Origin of the sequence: Micromonospora sp. H33, assembly GCF_052068455.1 — a bacterium.
Lineage (GTDB): Bacteria > Actinomycetota > Actinomycetes > Mycobacteriales > Micromonosporaceae > Micromonospora.
Genome location: NZ_JBQHDE010000002.1, coordinates 68562 through 81530 on the forward strand (window position 1 = coordinate 68562; position 12969 = coordinate 81530).

15 protein-coding genes are annotated in these 12969 nt (G+C 73.5%); 11 read left to right on the forward strand and 4 right to left on the reverse strand.

Annotated elements, in window-relative coordinates; all coding sequences use genetic code 11:
* Window positions 1–13 precede the first annotated feature (13 nt).
* From ybeY to ACTMS0_RS05905, 5 genes are all read left to right on the forward strand, one after another.
* Entirely contained in the window at window positions 14–487 is a 474-nt protein-coding gene (gene ybeY, locus ACTMS0_RS05885; RefSeq protein WP_441154081.1) for an rRNA maturation RNase YbeY, read from the forward strand.
* Window positions 463–1872, forward strand: coding sequence for a hemolysin family protein (locus tag ACTMS0_RS05890; protein ID WP_441154655.1), 1410 nt, complete (start codon window positions 463–465; stop codon window positions 1870–1872). Before ybeY ends, ACTMS0_RS05890 begins: the two co-directional genes overlap by 25 nt.
* On the forward strand, window positions 1865–2242 hold the full coding sequence (locus ACTMS0_RS05895; protein ID WP_441154082.1) for a cytidine deaminase: 378 nt from the start codon (window positions 1865–1867) through the stop codon (window positions 2240–2242). The genes ACTMS0_RS05890 and ACTMS0_RS05895 overlap by 8 nt, the downstream gene beginning before the upstream one ends.
* Window positions 2239–3141: a GTPase Era gene (gene era / locus ACTMS0_RS05900; RefSeq protein ID WP_441154083.1), complete on the forward strand. Its 903-nt coding sequence runs from the start codon at window positions 2239–2241 to the stop codon at window positions 3139–3141. The genes ACTMS0_RS05895 and era overlap by 4 nt, the downstream gene beginning before the upstream one ends.
* 213 nt (window positions 3142–3354) lie before the next feature.
* On the forward strand, window positions 3355–4542 hold the full coding sequence (locus ACTMS0_RS05905) for an acyltransferase family protein (protein ID WP_441154084.1): 1188 nt from the start codon (window positions 3355–3357) through the stop codon (window positions 4540–4542).
* Here the strand turns inward: ACTMS0_RS05905 and ACTMS0_RS05910 are convergent.
* On the reverse strand, window positions 4523–5296 hold the full coding sequence (locus ACTMS0_RS05910; RefSeq protein WP_441154085.1) for a DUF4097 family beta strand repeat-containing protein: 774 nt from the start codon (window positions 5294–5296) through the stop codon (window positions 4523–4525). The genes ACTMS0_RS05905 and ACTMS0_RS05910 overlap by 20 nt on opposite strands.
* A 102-nt stretch (window positions 5297–5398) precedes the next feature.
* On the opposite strand from ACTMS0_RS05910, the gene recO reads away from it, so the two are divergent.
* The 5 genes from recO (at window position 5399) to ACTMS0_RS05935 (ending at window position 8461) form a co-directional block, all read left to right on the forward strand.
* Entirely contained in the window at window positions 5399–6310 is a 912-nt protein-coding gene (gene recO / locus ACTMS0_RS05915) for a DNA repair protein RecO (protein ID WP_441154086.1), read from the forward strand.
* Window positions 6311–6318: 8 nt separating this feature from the next.
* On the forward strand, window positions 6319–7119 hold the full coding sequence (locus ACTMS0_RS05920; RefSeq protein WP_441154656.1) for an isoprenyl transferase: 801 nt from the start codon (window positions 6319–6321) through the stop codon (window positions 7117–7119).
* A 64-nt stretch (window positions 7120–7183) separates the two neighbouring features.
* Window positions 7184–7369 carry a hypothetical protein gene (locus tag ACTMS0_RS05925; RefSeq protein WP_441154087.1) on the forward strand — a complete coding sequence of 62 codons (186 nt, stop codon included), beginning with the start codon at window positions 7184–7186 and terminating at the stop codon, window positions 7367–7369.
* A 112-nt stretch (window positions 7370–7481) separates the two neighbouring features.
* Complete coding sequence (locus ACTMS0_RS05930) at window positions 7482–7703, forward strand: thioredoxin reductase (protein WP_441154088.1); 222 nt, start codon at window positions 7482–7484, stop codon at window positions 7701–7703.
* A complete protein-coding gene (locus tag ACTMS0_RS05935; protein WP_441154089.1) occupies window positions 7700–8461 on the forward strand; it encodes a pirin family protein in 762 nt (253 codons plus the stop codon). The genes ACTMS0_RS05930 and ACTMS0_RS05935 overlap by 4 nt, the downstream gene beginning before the upstream one ends.
* A gap of 43 nt (window positions 8462–8504) precedes the next feature.
* Here ACTMS0_RS05935 and gndA read toward each other — a convergent pair whose 3' ends face one another.
* Window positions 8505–9950: an NADP-dependent phosphogluconate dehydrogenase gene (gene gndA, locus ACTMS0_RS05940; RefSeq protein ID WP_441154090.1), complete on the reverse strand. Its 1446-nt coding sequence runs from the start codon at window positions 9948–9950 to the stop codon at window positions 8505–8507.
* A gap of 440 nt (window positions 9951–10390) precedes the next feature.
* On the opposite strand from gndA, the gene ACTMS0_RS05945 reads away from it, so the two are divergent.
* Window positions 10391–10618 (forward strand): hypothetical protein, encoded by a 228-nt coding sequence (locus ACTMS0_RS05945; RefSeq protein ID WP_441154091.1) that lies wholly within the window; start codon window positions 10391–10393, stop codon window positions 10616–10618.
* Between the two features lie 47 nt (window positions 10619–10665).
* Here ACTMS0_RS05945 and ACTMS0_RS05950 read toward each other — a convergent pair whose 3' ends face one another.
* Window positions 10666–11178, reverse strand: a complete 513-nt coding sequence (locus tag ACTMS0_RS05950; RefSeq protein ID WP_441154092.1) for a hypothetical protein — start codon at window positions 11176–11178, stop codon at window positions 10666–10668.
* Window positions 11175–12866 carry a PHP domain-containing protein gene (locus tag ACTMS0_RS05955; RefSeq protein WP_441154093.1) on the reverse strand — a complete coding sequence of 564 codons (1692 nt, stop codon included), beginning with the start codon at window positions 12864–12866 and terminating at the stop codon, window positions 11175–11177. Before ACTMS0_RS05955 ends, ACTMS0_RS05950 begins: the two co-directional genes overlap by 4 nt.
* Between the last annotated feature and the right edge of the window lie 103 nt (window positions 12867–12969).

Genomic DNA, 12969 nt, shown 5'->3' on the forward strand with positions numbered 1-12969 from the left:
TGAAGGAAGACAGTTGTCCATCGAGATCGCCAACGAGTCCGGTGTCGACGTCGACACCGACGCCGTGCTCGCCGTCGCCCGGCACGCCCTCGACGAGATGGGGGTCAACCCGCTCGCCGAGCTGTCCGTGCTGCTCGTCGACATCGACTACATGTCCGAGCTGAACCACCGGTGGATGGGCGGCGACGGTCCCACGGACGTGCTCGCCTTCCCCATGGACGAGGGCAGCGTCGACCACGGGCCGGGGGAGAACGCCGCCGTCGGCGGCGAGCCCGCGCTGCTCGGCGACATCGTGCTCTGCCCGGAGGTGGCGGCCAAGCAGGCGGCCGCCGCCGGGCACTCCGCCGCCGACGAGCTGCACCTGCTCACCGTGCACGGCGTGCTGCACCTGCTCGGCTACGACCACGCCGAGCCGGAGGAGGAGCGGGAGATGTTCGAGCTCCAGGCCCGCCTGCTGGCCAGCTGGCGGTCGACCCGGTCCCAGTGATGTCTTCCCTTGCGGCAGCGACGGCCGGCGCGAGCGGCCTTCCCGACCTGCAACTGATCTTCTTCGCGGCCGGGTTGGTCGTGCTCGCTGGCCTGATCGCGATGACCGAGGCGGCGCTCGCCGCCGTGTCCCCGGCGCGCGCCGCCGAGCTGGCCCGGGACGGCGCGCGGGGCGCCCGCGCCCTCCAGGCCGTCGCCGGTGACGTGGTCCGCCACCTCAACCTGCTCCTGCTCCTGCGGCTGCTCGCCGAGCTGGGCGCGACCACCCTGGTGGCGCTCGTCGCGGTGGACACGTTCGGCGCCGGCTGGCGGGCCGCGCTGATCACCGCCGGGGCGATGACCGTGGTCAGCTTCGTGGTGGTCGGCGTCGCGCCACGCACCATCGGCCGCCAGCACGCGTACGCGGTGGGCCGCGGCGTCGCGCCGCTGGTGCGCTGGCTGGGCCGGGCGCTCAACCCGCTCGCCTCGCTGCTCATCCTCATCGGCAACGCGGTGACGCCCGGGCGTGGCTTCCGGGAGGGCCCGTTCGCCACCCAGGTCGAGCTGCGCGAGCTGGTCGACCTGGCCGAGCAGCGCGGTGTGGTGGAGCACGGTGAGCGGCAGATGATCCACTCGGTCTTCGCCCTCGGCGACACAATCGCCCGCGAGGTGATGGTGCCCCGCACCGAGATGGTGTGGATCGAGAAGCACAAGACGCTCGCCCAGGCCCTGGCGCTGTTCCTGCGCTCCGGCTTCTCCCGCATCCCGGTCATCGGCGAGAGCGTCGACGACGTGCTGGGTGTGCTCTACCTGAAGGACCTGATCCGGCGTACGCAGGGTGGCGCCCCGGAGGACCGGCAGCTCCCGGTCGCCGAGCTGATGCGCCCGGCCACCTTCGTGCCGGAGTCCAAGCCCGTCGACGACCTGCTCTCCGAGATGCAGGCCGCCCGCAACCACCTCGTCATCGTCGTCGACGAGTACGGCGGCACCGGCGGCCTGGTCACCATCGAGGACATCCTGGAGGAGATCGTCGGCGAGATCACCGACGAGTACGATGTCGAACGCCCGCCGGTCGAGCACCTCGACGACGGCGCGGTGCGGGTCACCGCACGGCTCCCCGTGGAGGATCTCGGCGAGCTGTTCGACACCGACCTGCCCACCGACGAGGTGGAGACCGTGGGCGGCCTGCTCGCCCAGTCCCTGGGCCGGGTCCCGCTCCCGGGCGCCCAGGTCGAGGTGGCCGGCCTGCGTCTGGTCGCCGAGGGCACGACCGGCCGGCGCAACCGGATCGACACCGTGCTGGTGCGCCCGGCGGAGCCGACCGACCAGCAGGACGACCAGGGCCGGGGCGAGCCGGCCGGGACCCGCACCGACCGAGCCGAGGAGAGGCAACCCGCCGATGCCTGAGTCACCCGCCGCACCGACCGCGTCGTCCATCCCGGTGGAGCTGAGCGCCGAGGACGCCAAGCTGGTCGTCCTGGCGCGGGGCGCGCGGGGCCGGGTCGGCGCCGTCGAGGGCGCCGCCGTCCGGGACCAGGACGGCCGGACGTACGCCGCCGCCAGCGTCTCCCTGCCGTCGCTGGCACTCACCGCGCTCCAGCTCGCCGTCGCCTCGGCGGCCGCGGCCGGCGCCACCCGGCTGGAGGCCGCGGCGGTGGTGACCGAGGCGTCGACGCTGGACGGCGCCGGTCACGCCGCGGTTCGCGACCTCGCCGCCGACGCGCCGATCCACGTGGCGGCCCCGGACGGCACGGTTCTCGGCACGGTGGTCGAGTGATTCCGGAGGAGCTGGAGCGGCGGCCGTACCGGGCCGGGTTCGCCTGCTTCGTGGGGCGGCCGAACGCCGGCAAGTCGACCTTGACCAACGCGATCGTCGGGCAGAAGATCGCCATCACGTCCAGCAAGCCGCAGACCACCCGGCACGTCATCCGGGCGGTGCTGCACCGGCCCGACTCGCAGCTCGTCCTCGTCGACACCCCGGGCCTGCACCGCCCCCGTACGCTGCTCGGCGAACGCCTCAACGACCTGGTCCGGCAGACGTGGAGCGAGGTCGACGTGATCGGCCTCTGCATCCCGGCGGACGAGCCGATCGGCCGGGGCGACCGGTTCATCTCCGGCGAGCTGGCCGAGCTGAAGGCCACCGTGCTCGCCGTCGTCACCAAGACCGACCTGGTGGACCGCAAGCGGCTGGCCGAGCAGTTGCTCGCGGTGAGCGAACTGGGCGAGTTCGCCGAGGTGGTGCCGGTCAGCGCGGTCTCCGGGCACCAGGTCGACACGCTGGTCGACGTGATGACCCGTTACCTGCCGGAGTCGCCGCAGCTCTACCCGGACGACATGCTCACCGACGACCCGGAGCAGGTGCTGGTCGCCGAGCTGATCCGGGAGGCGGCGCTGGAGGGCGTCCGCGACGAGCTGCCCCACTCCATCGCCGTGGTGGTGGAGGAGATGGTCCCCGAGGGGCAGGTCATGAAGATCTACGCCGACCTCTACGTCGAGCGGCCGAGCCAGAAGGCGATCGTGATCGGCCACCGGGCCAGCCGGCTCAAGGACGTCGGCACCCGGGCCCGGCGGCAGATCGAGGAGCTGCTCGGCACGCGGGTCTACCTGGACCTCCACGTCCGGGTCGCGAAGGACTGGCAGCGGGACCCGAAGCAGCTGCGCAAGCTCGGCTTCTGACCGGGCACCGGGCCGCGCCGGCCCGGACCCGCACGGGCCGCGCGCTCGCGACGCGCCGCCGGTGGCTCGGGGTGTGATCGTTCTTCCTGATCGTTTTCGGCCAGGACGATGGGGATCGTCACTATCTGCCCGACTTCCTCGCCGTTTCGCGTCGGTCCGTCAGAGGGTAGAGGGCCATACGCCCCCTTTGCCCCCGGACACAGATGCAGGCTGATGCGAAACCGATATCTGGACCTTCTGCGCTTCCTGGCCATCGTTCGAGTCGTCGTCTACCACGTCACCGGTTGGGCGTCGCTCACGCTCGTGTTCCCGGCGATGTCGGTGATGTTCGCCCTCGCCGGTTCGCTGATGGCGGCGTCGCTGCGGCGGTCCGGAGCACCGGCGGTCGGCCGGCGGCTGCGCCGTCTGCTGCCGTCGTTGTGGGTGCTCGCCGCGGTCTTCGTGCCGGCGATGCTGCTCACCGGGCTGCCGCTCACGCCGAAGGTCCTGCTCTGGCTGTTCCCGGTCGCCGACCCACCGGCCAACGACTGGGGCGCCCTGGTGCTGAGCCCGATCTGGTACCTGCGCGACTACCTCTGGTTCGTGCTCGCGTCTCCGGTGGCGCTGTGGCTGTTCCGGCGCGCGCCGCTGCCCACCCTTCTCGCCCCGTACGCCGTGCTCGCGGCCATCGAGTCGGGCGTGTACCCGAACGCGCCGGCAGCGGTCCAGCAGTTCGGGCTGTACTTCGGTGCCTGGCTGCTCGGCTTCGCCCACCAGGACGGGACGCTGCGCCGCCTCCCGAACCGGGTGCTCTGGCCCACCGCCTCGGGTCTCGTCGCCGCCGGCGGGGCGTGGGTCCTCACCCACCCGGGGCCGCGCGGCTACGACCTCAACGACATCCCGCTCGGCAACGCCCTCTGGTCGGCCGGCTTCGTCCTGGTCCTGCTCGGCCGGGGGCCGGCGAGCGCGGCGTGGGTGGACCGCAGCGCGCTGTTCGGGCGGGTGGTCACCGTCCTCAACCGCCGGGCGCTGACCGTCTACCTCTGGCACATGGCGTTCGTCGTCGCGCTCACCCCGCTGGTGGACGTGGTCGGTTGGTCGCACCAGGACCGGGTCGGCCTGGCCATCCGGATCGCGCTGGTCTTCGCCCTCGTCGGCGTCGTCACGCTGCTGGTCGGATGGGTGGAGGACGTCGCCGCCCGGCGCCGGCCGGAGCTGATCCCCGGCGGGCGGCGGCCGGTCCCGGCCGGTCCTGGACCTTCGACCCGGCCGCCGGCCCGCCGGGACGCGGCCGCGCACCCCGCCGCGCCGGCCGGTCGGGACGTTGGCGCGCACCCCGCCGCGCCGGCCGGCCGGGCCGCGGTGCCGAGGCAGCGCATCCGGGAGCCGGAGACGGTGGAGATCACCGCTGGGAGACCGTGAGGTCCCCGCTGCCCGTCGCGACGTCGAGCACCAGCGTCGCGGTCGGCACGTTCGGCACGCCCAGCTCGGCGTGGCCCGAGCCGACCTCGGAGCGCACCTGGTAGCTGCCGGGCGGGACGACCAGCTCGACGTCCCCGCTGGAGGCATGCGCGCGTGCCGAGGCGGGCGTCGCCAGCTCGACCGTCACCCGGCCCGAGTTCGCCTCGGCGTCCACGCCGCCGCCCAGCCGACGGGCGGTGATGTCGCCCGACGACGCCCGCAGCGTCACCGCCGCGGTCACGTCGACCACCTCGATGTCGCCGGAGCCGGTCTCGACGCGTACCGGGCCGGCCGCGCCGGCCACCCGGACGTCGCCGGAGCCGACCGTCACGTCCACCGCGCCGGCCCGGCTCACGTCGACGTCCCCGGAGCCGGTCTCGCCCTTCACCGCGACGCCGGGCGGGGCGGTCACCTCGTACGAGATGCTGCACCGGGGACCGCAGTCGGTGTCCAGCACCAGCTCCGCGCCGTCGACGCGGTACGTCGTCTCCGGCTGGGCGGCCTGGTAGCGCACCACTCGCTTGATCCGTACCGAACCGGGGGCGCCGGTGGCCCGTACGACCACGTCACCGGCACCGGGCAGCACTCGTACGGTGGTGATCTTCACCGTCTCGGTGTGGTCGAAGTCGAGCCGGCGGAACGAGAGGCTGTCACACCCGGCGACGACAATGAGCGTGGCGGCCGCGAGCGCGGCGGTGCTCCGGTGCAGTGCCATGGGCAGGACGCTACGGCCGCGGGCCGGTCCGCCGCATCGGGGGCCGTCCGGGCGTCCACCCCGAACCGACCCTGATTTCCCACCCCGAGGGAGAATGGCCCGATGGCCGGGTACCGCCGACAGCTCTACCGCGACGACGCGGTGGTGCTGCGTGTGCAGAAGCTCGGCGAGTCCGACCGGATCATCACCCTGCTCACCCGACGCCACGGGCGGCTGCGGGCGGTGGCCCGCGGGGTGCGGCGCACCACCAGCAAGTTCGGCGCCCGGCTGGAGCCGTTCGGGCACGTCGACCTCCAGCTCGCCGGCGACCCGAAGGGCAACCACGGCAGCTCGCTGCACACGGTGAGCCAGGTCGAGGGCATCGACCTCTACGGCAAGCGCTTCCTCGGCGACTACCCCCGCTACACGGCGGCCAGCGCGATCTGCGAGACGGCCGAGCGGCTCACCCCGGTGGAGCGGGAGCCGTCGCTGCGGCTGTTCCAGCTCACCCTCGGTGCCCTGCGGGCCCTCGCTGCCGGGGAGCACGCCACCACCCTGGTGCTGGACGCGTACCTGCTGCGCGGCATGACCCTGGCCGGCTGGGCACCGGCGCTGGCGGGGTGCGCGGTCTGCGGCACCGCGGGGCGGCACCGGGCGTTCTCCGTCCCCGCCGGGGGCGCGGTCTGCCCGGACTGCCGGCCACCCGGCGCCGCCCACCCGGCGCCCGCCACGATCGACCTGATGTCCGCGCTGACCACCGGCGACTGGCGGGTCGCGGACGCCACCGAGACCGGCGTCCGCCGGGAGTGCAGCGGCCTGGTCGCGGCACACCTGCAGTGGCACCTGGAACGCGCGCTACGCTCGCTGCCGCTGGTCGACCGGGGCGTTCCGGCGGCCGGTGCGGTCCCGACACCCGCCGGCCCGCCCGCTCGGGCGGCCGCGGAGCCGGCCGGGCGACCTGCTGGCGGGCCGGCTGCCGAGCCGGTCGCGGGACCGGCGGGGGAGCAGGACGTGAGCAGAAAGAGAGTGCAGTGATCCGATCGATGAGGTCCGCCCGGCGCGAGCCGGTGCCGCCGACCCCGCACCCGTCGGGCGCCCGCCCGCCGGCGCTGCCGCCGGAGGCGCTGCCCCGGCACGTCGCGGTGGTGATGGACGGCAACGGCCGGTGGGCCAAGGAGCGCGGCCTGCCCCGCACCAAGGGGCACGAGGCCGGGGAGTATTCACTCTTCGACACCATCGAGGGCGCGATCGAGCTGGGCATCCCTTACCTGTCGGCGTACGCGTTCTCCACCGAGAACTGGCGGCGCTCGCCGGACGAGGTGCGCTTCCTGATGGGCTTCAACCGGGACGTGATCCGCCGCCGCCGGGATCAGCTCGTCGACCTCGGTGTCCGGGTCGTGTGGTCGGGGCGGGCCGGCCGACTGTGGAAGAGCGTGATCTCGGAGCTGCAGACCGCCGAGGAGATGTCCCGGGGCAACTCGACGCTGACGCTCCAGTTCTGTGTCAACTACGGCGGGCAGGCCGAGATCGCCGACGCCGCCGCCGCGATCGCACGCGACGCCGCGGCCGGCCGGCTGGACCCGGCGAAGGTCAGCGAGAAGACCATCGCGAAGTACCTCTACCACCCGGAGGTCCCCGACGTGGACCTCTTCCTTCGCCCCTCCGGTGAGCAGCGCACCTCGAACTTCCTGCTCTGGCAGAGCGCGTACGCCGAGCTGGTCTTCCTCGACACGCTCTGGCCGGACTTCGACCGCCGGCACCTCTGGTACGCCTGTGAGCTGTACGCGCGGCGCGACCGCCGCTTCGGCGGGGCGCTGCCCAATCCGGTGGCACCCACCACCTGACGCTTACCGGGTGCTCTCGGCGGGTACCTCCCCGGTCAGCAGTTACTGACGGAGGTGAACCCAAATGATCCAGAAGCGAATCGCCCAGTGGGCGTTCATGGCCGTCGCCGTGCCGGTGGCGGCCGCGGGCGCGCGCAAGCTGAGCCACACGATCGAGGCCCGGCGGGGCCCGTCCGGCATCTCCCGCCTGCTCAGCAAGGGCGCCGACCTGCTCCGCCCGGCGAAGGCGAAGCGCCGCCGCTTCTTCTGAGCACCCTGCGACCCCGACGCCGCCCCCTGACTACCGCCGGGAGGCGGCGTCGCCGCGTTCCGGGGTGGCCTGGACGCGGGGCGGCCTACGATCGGGGCAGGGGGTGGGGGGAATGCGGGAGCTGCGGTACAAGATGCTCATGGCGTTGAACGCGGCGGACATCGGCGAGCCGATCTGCGGGCAGGTCGCCGAGATCTGCGCCGAGATCGCCGAGCAGCACTGCCAGGAGCTGGGTCACACCCCGCAGGTGCGCTCCGGCGAGATCGGCGAGCTGGCCACCGGGGAGCCGGCGCTGACCTGGGCGCCCACCGAGACCGGGCAGCGTGCCTGGTGACCGCGCCCGCTCCCGCCGTCGACATCCGACGCGCCGACGACCGCTTCACCACCCGGATCTCCTGGCTCGACTCCAAGCACTCCTTCTCGTTCTCGCGGCACTACGACCCGGCCAACACCCACCACGGCCTGCTGCTGGTCAACAACGACGACGTGGTCCGTCCCGGCGCCGGGTTCGAGACCCATCCCCACGAGGACATGGAGATCGTCACCTGGGTGCTGCGCGGCTCACTGGTCCACCAGGACTCCACCGGCCACTCCGGCGTGATCTACCCGGGCCTGGGGCAGCGGATGAGCGCGGGCACCGGCATCCTGCACTCGGAGAAGAACGACGCCTGGCGCCTCGACGGCCGCGACCCGCACACCGAGCCGGTCCACTTCGTACAGATGTGGGTCGTGCCGGACGAGGCGGGCGTCGACCCGGGCTACGAGCAGCTCGAGATCGACGACCAGTTGCTGCGCGGCGGCCTGGTCCCGGTGGCCTCCGGCATGGACCGGTACGCGGGTGCCTCGGCGATCCGCATCCGGAACCGGTACGCCACCCTGCACGCCGCCCGCCTGCGGCCCGGCGACGAGGTGACCCTCCCCGACGCCCCGTTCGTCCACCTCTACGTGCCCGACGGGGCGGTCACGCTCGAGGGCAGCGGCCTCCTGGGAACCGGCGACGCCGCCCGCCTGACCGGCGCGGGCGGCCAGCGCGTGACCGCGACGGAACCCGCCGAGATCCTGGTCTGGGAGATGCACGCCACGCTCGCCTGAGCCGCCCCGCCCCACGAGGACGCGGTCCTCACAGGGGTGGGAATCAGGCGTCGACCTCTCGGCGGTCGGCGGTGGCCCACAGCGTGTGGAAGGAGCCGTCGCGGTCGACACGGCGGTACGTGTGGGCGCCGAAGTTGTCCCGCAGGCCCTGGATCAGGGCCGCCGGCAGGCGCTCCGCGCGCAGGGCGTCGAAGTAGGACAGGGACGAGGCGAAGGCCGGCACGGGCACCCCGGCCCGGGCCGCCTCGGCGACCACCCGCCGCCAGCTCGGCACCCCGTCGCGCACGGTGTCGGCGAACCACGGCGCCACCAGCAGGGTGGGCAGGCCCGGCTGGTCGTCGTACGCCTGCCGGATCCGGTCGAGGAAGCGCGCCCGGATGATGCAGCCGCCCCGCCAGATCGTCGCCGTGCCGCCCAGGTCGATGTCCCAGTCGTACTCCCGGCTGCCGGCGCGGATCTGGTCGAAGCCCTGCGCGTACGCGACGATCTTGCTGGCCAGCAGCGCGCGCCGTACGTCCTCGACGAAGGTCTCCCGGTCCTCGACCCGCCACGTCGCGCCCGCCTCGGGGAACGCCTGGCGCGCGGCCTCCCGCTGGTGGGCGTGGCCGGAGAGCGACCGCGCGAACGTCGCCTCGGCGATGCCGGTGATCGGGATGCCCAGGTCGAGGGCGCTCTGCACGGTCCAGCGGCCGGTGCCCTTCTGCTCGGCCTGGTCCAGCACGACGTCGACGAACGCGCGCCCGGTGGCCGCGTCGCCGTGCGCGAGCACGTCGGCGGTGATCTCGATGAGGAACGACTCCAGCTCCCCGGAGTTCCACTCCCGGAAGATCTCCGCGATCTCCGCCGGTTCCGCGCCCAGACCCGCCCGCAGCAGGTCGTACGCCTCGGCGATGAGCTGCATGTCGGCGTACTCGATGCCGTTGTGGACCATCTTCACGAAGTGGCCGGCGCCGTCCGGCCCGATGTGCCGGCAGCACGGCACCCCGTCGACCTGAGCGGCGATCTTCTCGAAGATCGGCCCGAGCTTCCGGTACGACTCGGCCGACCCGCCCGGCATGATGCTCGGACCACGCAGCGCGCCCTCCTCGCCGCCGGAGACGCCGGTGCCCACGAAGTGCAGCCCCTGCTTGCGCAGCGCCTCCTCGCGGCGTCGGGTGTCGGCGAAGTGCGCGTTGCCGCAGTCCACGATGATGTCGCCGGCGTCGAGCAGCGGCACCAGCTCGTCGATGACCGCGTCGGTCGGGCCGCCCGCCTTGACCATCACGATGACCGCCCGGGGACGCTCCAGCGCGGCGACGAAGTCGGCCAGCGACTCGGCGGGCACGAACCGCCCCTCGTCCCCGTGCTCGGCGACGAGGCTGCGCGTGCGCTCCGGCGAACGGTTGTGCACCGCCACGGCGAAACCGTTGCGGGCCAGGTTCCGGGCCAGGTTGCGGCCCATCACCGCCAGCCCCGTCACCCCGATCTGGGCACTCGCCTGCTCGGTCATCCGTCCGCCGCCTTCCGCCGTCATCAGCCTGCCGCTGCGACCGTATCGCGGCGTCCGGAGGATGGGGTTCCGTCGCCGACGGTGTGTCACCGACCTGGCGCGGGTGGTCGCCGGTGCCGCTCCGGCCGTGCCGTCTGCGCGGATCCGCCCGATCCCGCGGACGCCGGTAATTCGGCTGCGCCCCGCCGGCGGCCCGGGTTAGGCTGCCGTCATGCGCAAGTGACGCCCCTTTCCCGAGCCGGGTCCGCCGCCGTCGCGGCCTGACCCGCGTGCTCCCGGGCGTCCGCGTCTCCCCACCCGCCGTCGGGCCGGTGGTGTCTCCGTGGTCGCTCCCGGGCAGCAGTCAGTCCGCAGCAGCTGGACCGCCGTCGGCGGCGGTCACGAGACGCAGCGGGTCCACCGGCCACGCGCCGGGGAGCCCGCGAAGTGAGGAGGCACGGATGCCCAGCAAGCGCAGCGCCCGGAAGTCCCGCACCACCCGCCCCGCGCCCGAGGTCACGGACCTCACGCCGGTGAACCTCGACCAGGTCGCGGTGGCGCCGGTCCCGGCCCTGCCGGCCACCCGCCCGGTGCCGCCGAAGGCCGGTCCGCCGGTCACCGGCGCGCCCGGCGTCGGGCGCGGCCAGCGGGCGGGCCAGGCCCGCCGATACGCCTTCCGGCGTAGCTGATCCGCTGATCGTGGACGGTCACCTCGAACGGTGACCGTCCACGATCGTCAGTGGTCGGCGCAGCAGGGCGTGGGGTCCGCCACCTCGAACGGCGCAACGCCCCCGGCGTGGTGCGGCATGGTGACCAGCACCAGCTCACCCGCCTGCCACTGCGGCCGGACGAAGTCCCGGGTGTGCACCGGTGTCTCCGGCCCGGCCGACGCGCCGCCGAGCACCACGACCCGCTGGATCGCGCTCGCGGCGAGCAGATCGCCCACGGTGAGGGTGCCGATCATCCGGTCCGCGCCCGGATAGAGCACCGCCCGACCCGCCGTACGGGCGGCGTGCTCGCCCGCCGCCCGCGCCGCCGCCGTCCGCAGTTCGGCGGCAGTGTCGGGTAGCGCGATGAACCGGTCCGTCCCCGTCGGCACGGCCATGCTGAGCGCCACGTGCGGGTACGGCTCGGCGACCAGGTGGGTGCAGGCGACCAGGTCCGGTAGGCCGAGCGGCACGACGTGCTCACCCAGCCAGTGCTCGGCCTCCCGGACGGTCCGGTGCCCGAGGTCGATGCCCAGGATCACAGGGGCAGGACCCAGATCGGGTTCGCGTATAACCACAGGTCCTCCCACGGGTCGGCCGCGCCGACGACGTCCAGAGCCGGGCCGAACGGGTCGACGGCCGCCCCCATCAGGCCGGTCTGGCTGCGCTTGCCGTCCGTGCCCCGGATCCGCAGGTAGAACGGCTCGTCGGCCCCGCCGAAGGAGTGCGTGAAGGAGACCCTGCCGGTGCCCTTGGCGACTTCGAAGGACTTCACGACCCTGGTGGTCGGGGCGGTGAAGGCGTCCTTGTCGGCGACCGGCCCGGTCACCCGGCCGGCGATCACGTCGACCCGGGCGAGCACGGGCACGAACTGCGACCAGTTCGGGGTGTCGGCCAGGTCGATGTCGATCGTCACCTCGACCGTCGTCCCGCGCCTCACCCGCAGCACGCCGCCGAGCGGCGTACCCGAGTTCCGGCGCCGGTCGCCGGCGACCCGGGCCCGGACGTCGAGGCCCTTGATCAGGCCGCCATGGTCCACCCAGACCCGGCCCGCGCGGAGGCCGTCCATCACCGCCCGGTAGCCGAAGGAGGTCGCCCCGACGTGGGTACGGCTGTACTGGCCGGGCCAGTAGTCGCCGGCGTTGGTGATCACCGGGCCGTACACCGGGTCGTTGTACCTGCCGTTGAGGGCGAAGTCGCTGCCCGGCCCCCGCTGGGAGGTGTCCAGGTAGTTGACGTGCGAGTCGGAGTTGGCGCTGATCCACCAGGCCTTGCCCTCGGCGAGCAGGCTGTCCCACAGCCCGCCGACGGTGGAGGTCATCCAGTCGAACCCGCCCCAGGTGCGGTAGCTCTCCAGCGGGTAGCCGGGGAAGGAGTTCGCCGACGGGTTGTTGTCGTAGTAGCCGCGGGCCCGGCCGCCGCCCGGGAGGCCGGCGGCCTGGTGGCCGGGAGCGCCCTCCATCCCGATCGCCACGCTGGGGTCGGCGTCCCGCCAGCCGCGGATCTCGTGCGGGGAGTCGATGCCCCGCCGGGCCGGGTGGTTGGCCAGGAAGAGCGCGCCCTCGACGCGGCGTTGGCGGACCGCCTCGCCGAGGAACTTGATGCCGGCGATGGCGAGCGCCTCGTTGGCCGGGGTGGAGTCGCCGGCGTTCTTGACGCTGCCGTCGAAGGCGTTCTCGAACTCCTTGAGGACGGCGACCTCGTCGCGTCCGGGGTGGACGAAGACGGTCGCGTGCTCGGCGGCCGGGATGTTCCACTCCAGGCCCTGGTAGATGAGCAGGTCCTTGAGCTGGGCCCGCGCGGCGACGATGTCCGGGTTGACCTTCTCCACGCCGATCTTCGCGTGGGTCGCGCTGCCGTGGTCGGTGACCACCATCCAGTCGAGGCCGTACGCGTTGGCGTGCCGGGCCTGGTCGATCACCCGGTACATGGCGTCCGAGCTGTACTGGGTGTGGATGTGGTGGTCACCGGCGAGCCAGCGGAACTCGCCGGTGCGGCCGTGGTCGCCGCCGGGACCGTGGTGGTGGTCCGCCGCGAGGGCGGGCGTGCCGGAGGCCAGCACGGTGGTGGCCGCGCCGGCGCCCAGCAGGCCGGCGCTCCGCAGGAAGCCGCGCCGGCTGACGTCCGCGGGCGGCAGTTCCTGGTCCGGAATGGAGAGGTCGAGCGCCGGGGGTACGTCGGTGCCGGCGACCGGGTCGTGATCGTGGTGGTGCGCGTGGCCGTGGCCCATGTGCTGCTCTCCCGTCCGATCGTTGAGGTCGCGGCCAATCTCGTCCGATCAGGGGAACATCGCGTGTCGCGCACGCTGCACCCATGCGAACATGCGATTCCAC